Annotated in this window: 13 protein-coding genes; 6 read left to right on the plus strand and 7 right to left on the minus strand. The window is 56.8% G+C overall.

Translation table 11 applies throughout. The features are described 5' to 3' along the window. The 4 genes from P0119_20430 to P0119_20445 all read left to right on the plus strand — a co-directional run bounded on the left by P0119_20430 (position 1) and on the right by P0119_20445 (position 7,029). Positions 1 to 759 (plus strand): class I SAM-dependent methyltransferase, encoded by a 759-nt coding sequence (locus P0119_20430; protein ID MDF0668422.1) that lies wholly within the window; start codon positions 1 to 3, stop codon positions 757 to 759. 273 nt (positions 760 to 1,032) lie between these two features. Further along, positions 1,033 to 2,100 carry an efflux RND transporter periplasmic adaptor subunit gene (locus P0119_20435; protein ID MDF0668423.1) on the plus strand — a complete coding sequence of 356 codons (1,068 nt, stop codon included), beginning with the start codon at positions 1,033 to 1,035 and terminating at the stop codon, positions 2,098 to 2,100. 56 nt (positions 2,101 to 2,156) lie between these two features. Then, positions 2,157 to 5,273, plus strand: coding sequence for an efflux RND transporter permease subunit (locus P0119_20440; protein ID MDF0668424.1), 3,117 nt, complete (start codon positions 2,157 to 2,159; stop codon positions 5,271 to 5,273). 193 nt (positions 5,274 to 5,466) lie between these two features. Beyond that, complete coding sequence (locus tag P0119_20445; GenBank protein MDF0668425.1) at positions 5,467 to 7,029, plus strand: TolC family protein; 1,563 nt, start codon at positions 5,467 to 5,469, stop codon at positions 7,027 to 7,029. Between the two features lie 474 nt (positions 7,030 to 7,503). Here the strand turns inward: P0119_20445 and P0119_20450 are convergent, their stop codons facing one another. The 7 genes from P0119_20450 to P0119_20480 all read right to left on the minus strand — a co-directional run bounded on the left by P0119_20450 (position 7,504) and on the right by P0119_20480 (position 13,704). After that, positions 7,504 to 9,240 (minus strand): cytochrome c peroxidase, encoded by a 1,737-nt coding sequence (locus tag P0119_20450; GenBank protein MDF0668426.1) that lies wholly within the window; start codon positions 9,238 to 9,240, stop codon positions 7,504 to 7,506. A 132-nt stretch (positions 9,241 to 9,372) separates the two neighbouring features. After that, entirely contained in the window at positions 9,373 to 10,065 is a 693-nt protein-coding gene (locus tag P0119_20455) for an HD domain-containing protein (GenBank protein ID MDF0668427.1), read from the minus strand. Between the two features lie 104 nt (positions 10,066 to 10,169). After that, on the minus strand, positions 10,170 to 10,688 hold the full coding sequence (locus P0119_20460) for a hypothetical protein (GenBank protein ID MDF0668428.1): 519 nt from the start codon (positions 10,686 to 10,688) through the stop codon (positions 10,170 to 10,172). 25 nt (positions 10,689 to 10,713) lie between these two features. Beyond that, complete coding sequence (locus P0119_20465; protein MDF0668429.1) at positions 10,714 to 11,382, minus strand: FMN-binding protein; 669 nt, start codon at positions 11,380 to 11,382, stop codon at positions 10,714 to 10,716. Beyond that, on the minus strand, positions 11,379 to 11,852 hold the full coding sequence (locus tag P0119_20470) for a hypothetical protein (protein ID MDF0668430.1): 474 nt from the start codon (positions 11,850 to 11,852) through the stop codon (positions 11,379 to 11,381). The genes P0119_20465 and P0119_20470 overlap by 4 nt, the downstream gene beginning before the upstream one ends. Positions 11,853 to 11,907: 55 nt before the next feature. After that, positions 11,908 to 13,395 (minus strand): TonB-dependent receptor, encoded by a 1,488-nt coding sequence (locus P0119_20475; GenBank protein MDF0668431.1) that lies wholly within the window; start codon positions 13,393 to 13,395, stop codon positions 11,908 to 11,910. A 132-nt stretch (positions 13,396 to 13,527) separates the two neighbouring features. Continuing rightward, a complete protein-coding gene (locus P0119_20480; GenBank protein ID MDF0668432.1) occupies positions 13,528 to 13,704 on the minus strand; it encodes a hypothetical protein in 177 nt (58 codons plus the stop codon). 161 nt (positions 13,705 to 13,865) lie between these two features. Between P0119_20480 and P0119_20485 the strand changes: the two genes are divergently transcribed. Both P0119_20485 and P0119_20490 read left to right on the plus strand, forming a co-directional pair. Then, positions 13,866 to 14,474, plus strand: a complete 609-nt coding sequence (locus P0119_20485) for a hypothetical protein (protein MDF0668433.1) — start codon at positions 13,866 to 13,868, stop codon at positions 14,472 to 14,474. A gap of 15 nt (positions 14,475 to 14,489) precedes the next feature. Beyond that, positions 14,490 to 15,515 (plus strand): FAD:protein FMN transferase, encoded by a 1,026-nt coding sequence (locus P0119_20490; GenBank protein ID MDF0668434.1) that lies wholly within the window; start codon positions 14,490 to 14,492, stop codon positions 15,513 to 15,515. The last annotated feature ends 107 nt before the right edge of the window (positions 15,516 to 15,622 follow it).

Consider the following 15,622-nt stretch of genomic DNA (forward strand, 5'->3'; position numbering starts at 1 on the left):
ATGCAGTACGAGCCCAATACCAACGAGAAATTCAAGATTGTGATGAACACCTATCGGGTATTCGGAGTCTGGGAAACAGTCAAGGAAGTGATTCTGTACCTTCTCAGCCAAAAACCAGCCGATAACTTCGACCGGAAATACGGAGTTGCGACCGCGGGTGTGACAGAATCTTCTGAAGCCGGCATCGCCGATGAAACGGCCAGGAGCTTGGCAGTGGGATATGTGCCGACGAGAGAGGTCGTGATCCGGCATATTCTGACGAACACGACGAAGGGACTCGATCTCAAGGACTATTCCTTCGTGGATCTGGGATGTGGCAAAGGCCGCGCCTTGATCATCGCTGCTCAATTACCGTTCAAGGAAGTGATCGGCGTCGAGCTGTCCCCATTGCACTGCGAGGTGGCGACGGCCAATGTCGAGGGGTATTTGTCGAACGGAAGACATCCCGTGTTGTGCCGGAATATCAGGGTGGACTGCATCAATGCGGTGGAGTTCGAGTTTCCGGACACCGATCTGCTCATTTACATGTACCGGCCTTTCCTCGGGCCTGTGTTTAAAGAGGTCGCCGATAACATGCGTCGGTTCCAAGCCGTGACGGGACACCGCGTCTTGATCGCCTACTCCTGTCCGGTCGAGGAGGTGATGCTTGAGGAATATTCGGGGTTTGTAAAGAGAACCGAGTATCAAGTGATCTCAATGGACTACTCATGGAGTCTGTGGGAATGCCAGGCTGAACAAGCGCAGGCGGTGCTTGTCTGATTCGGGCATCGCTGCCTCTCATGTTACCGGTTCCCAGGTTTTCTACGCGCATATTTCCTGCCACGACGTACGAGCTCCAGCGAAAAGGGTTGTCTCCGAAGTAGCGTGCCCACGCCCAGTCTGAAAACCGTTCCTCGTATGCCGTCACGCCATTGTAACCTCGATCTTGCAGGTGAGGTTTCTCGCGGTTCATCCGTCATATATACGTCTGGGGTCAGTGTGCCAACCTGAACAGTATGGGGTCCTGTCAGGCGGCGAGAAACAACGTTGCGTATGAGATTGAAAAACGTCGCGGGAGTGGTCGCAATCTGTGCCGTACTTGCCGCCATAGGTGTCAAACTCGGAGGTTGGTCAACGAGTGAGTCCGCGACGGGAGTACCGGCATCAGAACCGAGCGTCATGGTTGAAGTCGCACCCGTCATCGTCGGTTCAGTTACGGAGTCGATCCAGGCCGTGGGGACGCTGGAGGCCATCGCCTCGATCACGGTGAGGCCCGAGATTGCCGGTGTGATTCGCCGGATCCATTTTCAAGACGGACAGGTTGTCGAACGGTCGGCCCCGCTGTTGGAATTGGAGCCGGAGGAACTCCAGTCACAGGTGAATCAGGCAACGGCGCAGGAAAAAATGGCGTTGCTGACGTACGAGCGACTGAAGCGGCTGAACGATCAGCAAGACGTCATTGTGCCGACCCAACAGATCGATGAAGCGAGAATGGCCTGGCATGCGGCGGCTGCGAACAGCCTTCTCTATACGACCCGGCTGAAGAAAACCGTCATCCGCGCGCCGTTCGGCGGAACGGTGGGGCTTCGTCGCGTCTCGGTCGGGGATTACGTGCAGCCCGGGAAAGATATCGTGAATTTGGAGGATTTGAGTACGCTGCATGTGGATGTCAAGGTGGCGGAAGTATGGTTGAGTCGCCTCCATGTCGGCCAAAAACTGATCGTGACGACCGATGCGTTCCCTCACACGACGTTCGATGGACAGGTGACGGCGATCGATCCGAGAGTCGATGCGACCAACCGGACGGTCGCGGTACGCGCCGCGATTCCGAATCCGGCCGGCACACTGCGTCCCGGTCTCTTTGTCACCGTGCGGTTGAACCTGGGCGAGAATACGCAGGCGCTCCTGATCCCGGAAGAGGCGGGGTTTCTTCGCCAGGACAAGGCGATGGTGTTTCGGCTGGAGGAACGAACCGCCCGACTCACTGAAGTCGCCCTAGGTCTGCGTGAGCGGGGGCTGGTCCAGGTTCGATCCGGATTGAAGGAGGGCGATCGTGTGGTCCGAACCGGCACCCACAAGTTGCATGACGGTGAACGTGTCTCGATCAAATCATCCGAGTAGCAAGGGACAGTCTTTCCCCCTATGAAGATCACCTGGCGCTCCCATCGAGTGTGGGCGTGAGCTTTTCCGAGACCTGTCTCCATCGGCCGGTGTTCGCTGTCGTCATGACGCTCTTGCTGATGTTATTCGGCCTCTTGAGTTTTTTTCGGTTGCCGGTTCGTGAGTACCCCGACATCAAGCCACCGATCGTCTCGGTCCAAACAGTGTATCCGGGGGCCGGCGCATCCGTTATCGAGTCGGACGTGACGACACCGCTCGAGGACTCACTCAGCGGCATTCAGGGGCTCAGGACGATCACGTCGTCCAGCCGCGAAGAAGTGTCATTGATCACGCTCGAATTTGAATTGGGGCGTGACCTGGATGGAGCGACCAACGACGTCCGCGATCGGGTTTCTCAGACCCGTCCATTGCTGCCGCTGGGCATTCTTGAGCCGTATGTCGAAAAGGCCGCGGCGGAGAATACCGAAATTCTATGGATTGCCGTATCCAGCGACCGTCATTCTGAATTGGAGCTCACCGACGTCGCCGATCGCTTTATCAGGGCACGGTTGGCGATGATTCCCGGAGTATCCGCGACCTACCTCGACGGTGAACGGCGCTATGCCATGCGGATTTGGTTGGACCCAGACCGACTCGCTGCTCGTCGCTTGACTGTTGAGGACGTGGAAGACGCTCTCCGAAATCAGAACGCCTCGATCCCGGCCGGCCGGATCGAGAGCAATCAAATGGAATTCGGCGTCTCGTTGAAGGGCACCTTAGAGACATCGAAGCAATTCGAATCGCTCATCGTGGCCTACCGCGACGACTATCCGGTGCGCCTGGAGGATATTGCTCGCGTCGAACTCGGCGCGGAGGATACCCGAAAGCTTGGACGTTTCGACGGCAAGCCGTCCTTGGGCATTTCCGTATCCCGGCAGTCCAGAGCCAATACGTTGGCGGTGGCGCGCGCGGTAAAGGAACAGCTTCCCGTCATTGCGGCGGGGCTGCCCGACGGCATGCAGATGACGCTCGCCTGGGACAGTTCGACGCCGATCGAGCAGTCGCTACACGAAGTGTATGTGGCCTTGGGGCTTTCGTTGGTCCTCGTCGTGCTGGTGATCTTTTGTTTCTTGGGGAGCGTACGCGCGACGCTTGTGCCGGCTGTCGCCATTCCGGCATCGATCATCGGGACCTTCACGGTCATGGCGGTGACCGGGTGCTCGCTGAACGTGCTGACCTTGCTCGGGCTCGTGCTCGCCATGGGGCTTGTGGTGGATGACGCGATTATCGTGTTGGAGAACATTCATCGCCGGATCGTCGCCGGCATGCCGCCCATACAAGCGGCGATCGAGGGCACGAACGAAATCGCCTTTGCCGTCATCGCAACGACCATCTCGCTGGTGGCGGTCTTCGTCCCGATCGCCTTTCTAACCGGAATCGTGGGCCAACTGTTCGCCGAATTGGCCATCGCCGTCACGTCGGCCGTGCTGCTGTCCGGTTTCGTGGCGCTGACGTTGACACCGGTCATGTGCGGGCGATTGCTGCCCCAAGAAATCAGGTCCACCCGGTTTCGATCAGCCGTATCATTGGCTGAAGGTGTCGTTCAACGCTATCGCCATGGGCTCGTATGGGCGCTCCATGCCAGGACGGCGGTCGTCGTCGTGGCGATCGGAGCTAGCCTGGCCAGCCTCTCCATCCTGACCCGGCTCCCGTCAGAATTGGCTCCCCTCGAAGACGCTGGGTGGTTCTCCGGTTTCCTCACCGCGCCTCAGGGCGCCACTCTTCGCTATACCGATACCTACGCCAAAGAATTGGAATCGCTGTTCAAGACGGTCCCCGAAATTACGCATATCTATACGACGGTGGCGAGCGGAGAGCGTCCGACGAGAGTCAATCGTGCCGAGAGTTGGGTCACGTTGAAGGATTGGAACGATCGCGCCAGGAGTCAGCAGGAAATCGTGGCAGGCTTGAATGAAGAACTCGGCAAGCTGACCGGCGTGAAGGCCTATTTGTTGAATCCTCCTTCTATTGGAGACTGGTCGGATAAGACACCCGTACAGTTCGTCCTCGGAGGGTTCGACTATCAGGAGTTGCAGCAGGCCGCTGAAAGGTTGAGGGCACGACTGGCCGACCATCCCGGCTTCGTCACGCCTGAAATCGATTTAGCGTTGAATACGCCGCATCTTGTCGTCGAAACACATCGCGACAAGGTCGCGGATCTCGGCCTGTCCGTCACCAGCATCGGGCGAACGCTGGAGACGTTGCTCAGCGGAAGGCCGGTCGGCACGTTCGTACAGAACGGGCGTCAATATAAGGTGATCGTGAAAGTGGACGATCGACGTCGCGAAACACCCTCGGATATCAGTCGGCTCTATGTGCGTGGGAATGAACGCGAATTCGTGCAACTCAACAATGTCGTGACGGTCAAAGAGGTACCGGCCCCTGAAGCGTTGAACCATTTCGATCGCATGCGCGCCGTCACTGTCAGCGCGGGGCTGGCCGACGGGTTCACGTTGGGGCAGGCCTTGACCTATTTGGACGAGACTGCAAAAGACGTGATCAAGCCTGGCATGCGGACGGCCTATGCGGGAGAAACCAAGACTTTCGCCGAAAGCAATCGAAACCTCTATATGACGTTCGGGTTGGCCTTGGCGGTGATCTTCTTGGTGCTCGCGGCCCAGTTCGAGAGTTTCCGGCATCCCTGGACGATCCTTCTCACGGTGCCTCCGGCCCTGTCGGGATCGTTGTTGTCTTTGGCCGTGATCGACGGAACCCTCACCATCTATAGCCAAATCGGTTTGGTGATTTTGATCGGGCTGGTGACCAAGAACGCCATTCTGATCGTGGAATTCGCCAATCAGCTTCGTGAACGGGGGCTCGACCTGTCCCAGGCGGTGACTGAAGCGGCGACGTTGCGACTTCGCCCAATTCTCATGACGACCTGTGCGACGATCCTCGGAGCCTTGCCGCTCGCGCTGGCCACCGGGGCGGGAGCAGCCGGCCGCCGTCAGATCGGCGTCGTGCTCATCGGAGGGCTGCTGGTTTCAACGCTCGTGACGCTCATATTGGTGCCAGCCGGCTATGCCATCTTATCGAGACGGGTGAGGATTTCCGATCCTCATGGAGCGAAGCAGCCGCATGGCCTTCCTGGCACAGACCTCATGATGGGCTCGCCGTCCGCTGATCACAACTGACGATCTGCTGAAGACGATCAGCGATCCGAATCGAGCAGGTCACAGCCGGCGCACAGCTGGATGTGAGGAACAAGTGGGGTTGCCTCGTCATAATAACTGGATGATCTCTATCTGGAGATAGCGGTCTATCTAGCCTCGTTCGGTTAACAGCATGGCAGCTCTTGTCGAAAACTCTGGATATAGAAGAAATGGTATGGATTGGAGTCACTCGGCTCACTACAGAGTCGTAGGTCTGACGCTGATCGCCTTGTGGTGCCTCTCGTCGCCGCCTGAAGTCTGGAGCTTGGATGCGACGCAACCGATTTCAGCGGAACGGCGAGAGGCCATCTCGCTGGCGGATGCGGCGATTCGCGCGCTGCAGAACAACCTCGACATCAGTATCAGCCGCTATGCCAAGGAGGGTCGGTTAGCCGACATCGTCGTCGAACAAGCCAAGTTCGATCCGACCGTGAGCGTGAACGGTCGATATAATCGGACCGTAGATCCGCTCAATCAACCCCTGTTCGGTGGAACGGGACCGAATCTTAATCAGATTACGATTTTCGACCAGCGACATCATTCCTTGGCGATCGACGCGACCAAAAACTTGTTGACCGGGGGCATGCTCGACGTGAGGTACAACCCTGTAAGGAACAATTACAATCAGGAAGTCGCCCAAGGATTTCTCTTCAATCCGGAGTGGGCCGGCGGCCTGACTTTCACCCTGACCCAGCCGTTGCTCAAGAACGCGGGGATCGCTCTCAACAAGACCTTCATCAAGGTGGCTCAAAACAATGCCGACGTCGAACAGCATGTCTTCCGAGACCGGGTCATGACCGTCATCGCCACGGTCGAACAAACCTATTGGGAATTGGTATTTACGATTGAGAACCTGACGGTGGCACAAGCCGCCTTGAAGGCAGCCGAAGAGCTCTTGGCGAGCAATCGCGCCAAGGCCAAAGCCGGTGTGATGTCCACCGTCGATGTGCTCCAAGCCGAGGCCGCCGTTGCATCAAGGGTCGAGCAGATCTTGGTGGCCGAGAAGGCCATTCGCGACCAGGAAGATCAACTGCGACGTCTGTTGAATCCTGGTGAAGCGGCTCTGAGGAAGGATATGCGTCTCACACCCCTCGATGCTCCTGTCACGGCCCTTGAACCCATCAGCCTGGAGGCAGCGATCGATATCGCGATCGACTTGCGTCCTGAAATCATCCAGGCGAAAAAGCATGTCGAGTCCGGTGAGCTGAACACACAATTTGCCCGCAACCAATTGCTTCCCACCCTGTCGTTCCAAGGGACCATGGGGCTCACCGGGATAGGTAGTGATTTTGGCAGCTCGTTCAACAGAAACTTCAGCGGCGATTTCTACAATTATGGGGCGGGTCTGCTGTTCAGCTATCCGATCGGGAACCGCTCTGCCATCAGCACGTACAACAAGCGCCGACTCGAGGCCAGAAGTGCGGAAGCAGTACTCGCCAGCGTCCGCCACGAGATTATTGTCGGTGTCCGTGAAGCGGTGCGCCGGGTCCAGACAGACTTTAAACGTATCGAGACCACGCAGTCGGCGCGCATTTTGGCGGAAAAACAGTTGAAGACGGAGCAGGAACGGTTGAAGGTGGGACTCAGCACGACTCGTTTTGTGCTCGATTTTCAGCGCGACCTCGCAACCGCGCAGGGAAACGAGTTACGGGCCATTATTGATTACAACAAGTCGCTGTCGAACTTTTCGCGTCATAAAGCCACGACGTTGGACCGTTATCATCTCGAACTGTCGTAGATCTTGTCCGGTCCACGACCGCTCGCCCTTGCCGACAAACCGACAGATCCAACATTGCCTAAACCCCCAGCGTCGTCGGCCTTGTCTCGGCATGGTTGCGAGAGGGCCTATGGACAGGCGCTCATTGATCGCGCCTGCTGTTCCACCGAGGTCGATTGCTGTCACATCGTGAGGGTTCGATGGGGCGTGGCCGTGTCGCCGTCAGACGTGCCTGTTGAGATGCCTCAGGAGGGAAAGCGTTTCATCCAAGCTTTGAGCCGTCGCGTGTGAAGCGATCGCACCAGCCCTCTGGCCTGCCCTCGTTGACGCTGGAACTGCCGACACTTTGGGCACCAGAGCAGGGGACTCTGGTGCCCTGTAGGTCGGTTGCAGCGGCTACAGGTTGTCACACGCGTTTCGGAAGGTGCGCATGAGACCTGAGACTCTGCCTGCTGCATGGGTACCCGGTTCCTCATCTCAGTACTAGACGGTCGGCTATTGATAGTCCTCATTCAGCGACCTGAGGAATGCCACCAGGGAGGCGATGTCATTGGTTAGGAGGGCGATGCCCTGAAGCTGGACGGCTCCATTGCGCAGAGTTCCAGCGCGGGATTGATCCGAGACGTCGCGGTAAAAAACGATGATGTCCTCCAACGTATCAAATTGCCCATTGTGCATGTAGGGTGCCGAATGTCCGAGGTCACGGAGGCCGGGGGTCTTGAATCGCGCGATGGCACGGTCGAGTAGGATCGAATCGGATATGGGGCATGGGACCTGGTCATCGCACAAGATGGGTCGGATTTTTGCTTGCGGGTTCGGCATATCGAGGTTGGCGAAGACGTTCCATACGCCCAGATCGGTCAAGGTGGGGTCGGCAAGCAGAGGGATGGCTCGGAAGCGTCCTGAGGCGTTGGGATGGTTTTCCGTGGCAGGGAGGTAGGCATCGTAGTTTCCATCGCGAACGGTGAGGTTTGGGATCACGAGAGCGCCGAATGCATTGGCACCGTGAATGCCGTCGTATGCCTTTTGTGTCGTGCCCGTATTATGCAACTTGAAATCGGTAAAGTTGGGTGCGGCATGGCAGGCAATACAATTGCCGACCTTGCCCGCGGTGAGCTCGGCGGGTGAAGCGACAGGCGTGGCAGGTTCCGCCAGGAACATCTTCAATCCGGCCAGCTCCGTTGCGCCGAACGCGAACGGTTGAGCGTGGAACTGAAACTGGCCATTTGATCGGTTGGGGTTGGAGGTCACAAATTGCGGGGAGAAGCTCGGCGCGTTGATCAGGGCCCGAAGCCGCTGACTATAGGAGAGCGGAGGCTCGTTCGGATTTGGCTGCTGAGGTAGACCGTTGATCGCCAGGAACACGTCAAACGGCGAGCGAATCGGTACCCCATTGTCGTCGGTCTTAGAAAACCGGAGGCCGTTCACGTACGCCGCGACGACCTTCACGACTGCGTCGAAGACCTCTTGGTCGGTGCCCGAGCCGATCAGGGCGCGAAATTGAGGAGGCAGGCGCAGCTCGTCAGGAATATTCGGGTTGGTGCCGGTAAATAAAACTCTATAAGACAAGCCGGTGTCGGTCAGATCAAAGGAACCATCGTCTTCTCGAACCACTTTTGCGATATGTGAAATCGCCTGAGCCTTTTCGCCGGGAAGCCAGCCAAAGTTTCGACCGGTAAAGGTCCCAACGACCAGGTCTTCCATGGAATTGAACTCGGCATCGAAGTGGAGCAAGACGCCGCCTGGCCGGTTCAGGGAGGAATTGACCAGCGGAGGAGAATTTCTTGGTGTGTTGGTATCGCCGTCGGCCCTTGCTGGAACAGGACTGCGGCGCGCGAAGTCGGCATAGGACCTCATGCCGCCGCCGGGAGCTGAGAGGGCATCATCGACCAAGTGACAGGTCCGACAGTTCATCGACATGCCTTTGAATGGCCCTGGGTTGATCGGGGCTCCCAAGGTTTCGAGGGTAGCGACAACCGCATCGCCGGAGTTGGGATCGTTGACCTTGCCGCCGTTGTCCATGAACACCTTGAACGACTGGGAAAATCTGGTGTCAAGGAACAGCCGTTCGCCGACGTCCTCTTCGGCGCCTGGCGTACCTGTCGAAACGGGAGATGGGGGAGGAGGCGAGCTCTCACCGCCAGAACAGGCAAGGAGGCCAACGAGGAAAAGGATGGAACCTAGAAGGGCTAGGTACGTCGGTGTTTGATGGGGCACATAGGCATGACTCATGACACATCATTCCTTCCGTTAATCGAACATCGAGGGGAGGCGAGGGTCCTCGGGAGGTGAGGACCCTCGCCTGCAAAGTGGGAGAGGTGGGTTCCCACTCCACGGGCCGACGTAGGCCCTACACCGGCTGTGTTACCGATGAGGTGTTCCTTCTAAATAGGTTGTTTCCGTTTCTCCCATCAGTTCGACCAAGAGATCGACGACAAAGGGATCGAATTGGGTTCCGGAGGCCACCCGCAGGATTCGGAGCGCGATACGATCACGCAAAGACCGGTCGTGGACATGGGGAACCCGAATAGCCTCGAACGCGTCCGCGACGGCGAGAATCCTCGCGCCCAGTGGGATGAATTGTCCCCTCAGGCCGTAGGGATAGCCTGATCCATCCCACCGTTCATGATGATGGGCGATCAGGATGGTTGCGTCACGAAGGAATGAAAAAGGCTCGAGCAAGGTCGCTCCGAGTCGTGGATGATTTTGAATGGCCACGTACGAGGCCGGATCTATGGCCTCTCGCCCGGTTTGGAGGTGAGACGGAAGCATCAGGAGACCGATGTCGTGAAGCAAGGCGGCCTGTTTCAATTGATGTAAGAGCTCGTCGCAGAGGTTCGCAGCAAGCCCCATACGAACAGCAACAGCCGCCGTTTCTTGACCATGCCCTGCTTGCCACGGCAGAAGTCGATCCAGTTCCTTCGTCACTTGCCGAACCAGAATACTCTCCAGATCGCGTCGAGATGTTGCCGGAAGATGAAGGCGGTCGATCTTCTGCAACATGCCTTGAATCTTCAGCACGGCCGGTTCAACCTGATCTGCTATGTGGACTTGCATCGCATCACCTCCGCAAATATCAAGAGCCCAAGACACTGTCGTGACCCTGGGCTCTGGGTGAATAACCGCTGGCCGCTTGAAAAGTTGTGTGGACGATCTGAATCTTATGATTCTTGCGGTCGTTTCCCCTCCATCAGCGGTTGCTCGAGCACCCACATCTCATACAACGGGACGACAAACATCACCAGAAAACTGACGGTCATCAGCGTATCGCCGGTCAACATCGAGACGGCGAAAATAGGGGAGACATAGTTGATCAACCATGGCGACAGAAGGTCGAGAATCACACCGCCGAACCCGGCCCAGGTCACGACCGTTTTCAGCATATGACTTGCGCTGGTCAGATACATCACATGGATGAGAATCATGAACACGACTGGCATCGTAAAAAGATGGAAGTGAGTAATTTCTGCCAATTCTCGAAAGGACATGGGCTCCCCAAACGTCGTATCTGACCCTCGATAGTGATCGGCGATGCCTTGCGGTGAAAGACTCGTCATGCTATGCGCCCAAAAGAAAGAGAAAGCAAAGCCGGCCAACATCAAGAGCAGGAACAAGGTATAGAGCAACCGAATATGTCGATCAGCGTCGCGCAGCCTGAATTTCTGGTTAAAGTTTCGCATGCAGGGACGCTGGGTCCGCTGGAAGTTAGTTCCCGAATATGGACGAGAAGAATCCTTTATTCCGTTTCGCCATTGTGTCGCTGCCGATTCCGGCCGGTTTCAAGTAAAACTCGTCGATCAATACCAAGACTCGTTTGACACCGGCGCTCATCGAGCGAACGGACATCGTGGCGCCGGTAATGTTGGTGATGTCGCTTTTGATCCGGATCGGGTCGAGAACGGTCTTGCCTTCGTACTGGGCGTTAAACCGCTTTTTCCCGACATCGCTCCCGCGCGATTCCCGGAACACCAGGAGTTCAACGTCCGATACGGACCCTTCGTTATCGATGCCGACCAGGTAGGTCATCGGCTTGTGCTTGCCGATCGTGTTTTGGACGACCGCATAGCCGTCAACCTGACCGCCGGACTCCCCGATATACACCTCGAACGATTCTTCCGGGAATTTCCAGCCGATTCGTTCCTCGATGTGGACCTTCTTTTCCTGGGTGAGCTTGATCACCTCCTTGCGAACTTGTTGGGATTTCGGGAGCATGATCTTGACCCCCTCTTCCTCGCTCATGAACTCTTCGGCGGCGGTCATTTCCTGCTGCGTCAGATAACGCTTGAGGTCGCTATCCCAAATTCGCTCAGCGCTTGCCTGGGTGACTGGCATCAGGAGAATGGCGATGACCATGACACACAGACGCGTTATCATGACGAGGCCTCACAACCTTTCTCCTTGAGTCGAAGATGGAGTTTCTCCGTCACCGCGTTCGTCACTTCCTCTGATGGTTCGACAGCCCACCATTTCATGGCCTGCTGGGACGCACCGCCCCGAGCATGCCAACGTTGACGCGTTTCCAACACGTTGACGGACGTGACGTCGTCGATTTTCTTGACGGCCACCGTCAAGCGGGCCCGCTCGATGTTGCCGAACCCCTCACGCCGGAACACCCCATAGGGCTGCTTCCGACCTTCCATTTCAATCCATGCGGTTTCAATGGTCCCATCGGTCTTGTTGAGCCCGGTGATGGAGTAACCCTTCGTCGATTCCACCGCTGCCTCCCAGACGGTATCGTAGGAGCAGACGAAGTAGGAATTTTGTCCGCCGGTGAGGCCGGCACAGGCAGTCAACGCCAACAGCGGCACAACGAGCAGAAGGCCCATAGGTCGTGTTCCGTACATCAAGTCATCCTCTTGCGGGGAGGCTTTCTCGAGAGAAAGCCTCCCCGCCAACTCCCTAGAAATAGGTGGCTGCCGATATCACGAAGGCACTATCGTGAATCCGTTGTTCCGTATTGGGATTAAATGCCATCGGCTGATATTGATAGCTCATCTTGAAGACTGTGTCCTGGATGGGTCGATAGTTCAAACCGAAGGAAAACTGCTGCAGATTACCCCAGCCCCCTGTGCCATTGAAGTTATCCAGATCGGTGTTCACCCTGTCGTACCGGAATACAGCTGTGAAGGTGGAACCCTCACCAAACCGCTTCGGGGAAAGTTTTGTCAAGAACGCCGGCATGAAGTGATAGTTGCCCTGGATATAAAAGCCGCTTCCGCGCTGCGGCGGGATTCCAGGGCCGCTATTGCCGGGTATCCCCGTCAGGAGTGAGCCTGGGGCAAATCCAATCGTGTTGCCGTTAATAGCTCGTGCGTTTCCCCTTGCATAGGACCAGGCTGCTTCGCCGATCAGTTCAAATGGTCCCCGCTGAAGCGTCCAGTCGAGGGCGAAAATACTGAGAGGGTTGTAACTTGAGTTGGGTGCTCCATTGCCATAATAACCAGACCCCGCCACTTCGACTCCGAGCATAGGACTGAACGCCATGCGTCCGACAACTGCCTTACCGTTGTTGAGATCCAGTCCATCGTCAGCCGGGCACTTCCGCTGCCGTGCCCCTCGTGTGCCACTTGCCTCGTTGATTCTAGGAGTTCCGTCGTTGTCGTATGAGCATGGTCCCGTCGTGAAATAGAACTCGTAGTCCAGCTTGCCGGTTCTTCCTGGATAAAAGGTTCCGTAGAATCCCGCTCCGGTTTCAGACATGGTGCTAGGAATAACCAGCCGACTGACCAAGGGACGATCGGTGAGGTCATTGAGCGGGGAATCATGCAGCAGGTTAAACTTGCCGATCGGAAGCAGCAAAATTCCGGCGCGAACGTTGATAGGTTCCGCGACGAGGTAATCGATAGTGGCAAATTCTATCCCGACTTCTATTCCTTGCGTGGAATCCTCACGAATGCCGTGCTCAAACTCAATTTCAGACGCGAACTTCACGTGCTCTGTGATGTCCGCATAGATAAAGGGGACGAACCTCTGCTGATCGAAACTGTTCGTTGTGCCGCCATAGCCGTTCTCGATGCTTGCTTGGCGTTGGGCGCGGAATTGAATATCCGCGTAGCCGCCCACAATCGCCTTCGGTGACGACACGAAGGGCTTGGCATACACCAACCGGCCAGACCCGGTTGACCCGAAGGAAAGAGGCGCTTGCTGCTCCCTCCGGCGCTCCTTCGCGACCTCCGGCAGAGAGCCGATCCCTGGCTGGGTCTCTTCACCCGGGGGACCCTCCTTCTGTTCGCCAAGTCCCTCGTGGCGGTCGCGTTCTTGCAGGCGTTTTTCCACTGCTTCATCGACCATCTTCTTGATCTCCTCCGGGGTCATCTCTGCAGCCCACACTGGCATGACTGTCAGGCCGGCGATGACGAGAGCCCCGAGGATTGACCGCATTTTCATCGGTATCCTCCCTTGTGAGTAAGGTTGTGGTCTGACTCGGGACTCGATGGTCTCTGGCCTTTAAGCAAACAAAAGAGATGTAGTCGTGTAATGGAAGTGCGGTCGCTGCGCCTCCTTTCGCACAATGAATCATCATGTTCCGGTCCCCCAGCCTTCAATCGAGGAAAAGGGAATCACGACGATGCGCTTGCAGCGTTTGCACTTCAGCTCCAGCCCTTGCTCGCACACCTTGGCGATCAATTGTCCGCATTCACAGCGAGTTTCCTGGCCCTTGGCCCGATGGCGCTCGGGCACGTGCGTCATAATCATTGTGATAGTTGATCGGCTTTGGAATTGAGAACAGTTATTAATATCGCCGGCGAATCTATACCTACTCAGTGTTTGGTGTCAAGGGGAGGGCCATCGATCACATGAACGCCGAATGAGCGGAGAGCGCTGCTCTGCGGATAGCGTATAATGACGGCATGTCGGTGGGATGGAATTCATTGCTCAGAGGACTTGCAACGACGACGTTGCTCCTCCCGGGTTGTGCCTCGTATCTACCGGCCATTCCCGATCCCGAACTTGTTCACGGGACGGTGGTTGTTGGTCGAGCATCAGTGGTCATTACAGGAGAACGCGCTCGTTTGTACATGCCTGAAATCCGTTTCTTCGAGATTCAGAACCGCCGGACGCACGAACGGTTTATCGTGGAGATGAATTCGGCAAACGAGCGATTTGTCCTGCCGCTTCACCCAGGAGAGTATGAGTTGGACCGTGTTCAGATCAGCGAAGGACCGTTCCTGTCGATGGCTCAGTTGACTGTGACCTTTCTCGTGAAGAATGACCTCATCACCTACGTCGGGTTTTGGCGGTTTGGAGCGGATTCCCCCAAATATGGGCGCATGCTCAGCCTGTCAATGGAAGATGTAGAGGATGACCGCACCCGTGCGGCCGAATTCTTGATGCAGACCTACCCATCGTTGGACACACAAACAGTCGTGAGTGTCCTGCCAAATCCTCCCAGTTTTCAGGCGCGTCTGTTCGAAGTCATGCCGTACCCGCGCTATCCCACCTATTTTCGCCGGCAGTGGTGGTAAGGACATTCTGCCGCTATGAGGTTGCCAGGCGGAGATGATCTCAGAAAAGCGATGGTCAGCCTTGTACTTACCGGTTTGGTCGGCTGCGTGGAGGTGTCACCCGTTCCCGAGTCTGTCGTTGTCAAGCGGACGCAGATGCACATGGGGACGCTGGTTTCGATTACCGCAGTGGCGTCCGATAAGAAGGTGGCGCAAGGGGCGATTCAGGCTGGGTTCGATGAAATCAAACGTCTCGAACGGTTGTTGAGTACCTGGAGTTCCGCAAGCGAACTATCCCACGTCAATGATGCAGCTGGTCGTCATCCTGTCGAAGTCAGCCGGGAGACCTTCGACATCGTGGCGCGATCCATCGAGATAGCTCGCCTGACGCAAGGGGGGTTCAATATCGCCGTCGGTCCTGCCGTCGACTTGTGGAGTGTTACCGAGCGACAGTACATTCCGAGCGATGCCGAGTTGGATCAGCTCAAGGCTCTGGTCGATTGGACGAACATTCAGCTCGATCGGGATGCCCGGACGATCTTCCTACCTTGCGGGGGAATGCGGATCGATGTGGGCGGAATTGGAAAGGGCTATGCCGCAGACCATGCGGTCGATGAAATGAAACAGGCCGGCGCACAGGGAGGAGTTGTTGCCTTGTCTGGCGATATCAAAACGTTCGGCGCGCTCCCAGACGCAGGAGGATTCCCGGTAGGTATCAATCATCCTCGTGAAGAAGGGGCGCTGATTGCCGTTATCGACCTGAAGGATGAGGCCATTTCAACGGCCGGAGATTACGAACGGTTCTTTGAACGGGACGGTGTTCGCTACCATCATATCCTGGACCCCCAAACCTTGCAGCCGGCACGTGATTGTCAGAGCGTCACAGTCATCGCCAAGGATGGTACGATGGCTGATGGTTTGGACACAGGGATTTTTGTGTTGGGGCCTGAGCGCGGGATGGCCTTGGTGGAACGCTTGCCGCATGTTGAGGCGATCATCATCGACCATGAAGGAAAGATGACCGTTTCATCCGGGCTCCGTGATCGGCTGCGTGCGCCATAGCGGGTTGCAACTTCCTCTGGTAGCGTGTGAACGCGGAGACGAGATATGCCGCAATGATGGCGACCCTACGACGCTCGCGATACTTGCTGCGGATCGGATCAGGACGG

Origin of the sequence: Nitrospira sp. (assembly GCA_029194665.1) — a bacterium.
GTDB lineage: Bacteria > Nitrospirota > Nitrospiria > Nitrospirales > Nitrospiraceae > Nitrospira_D.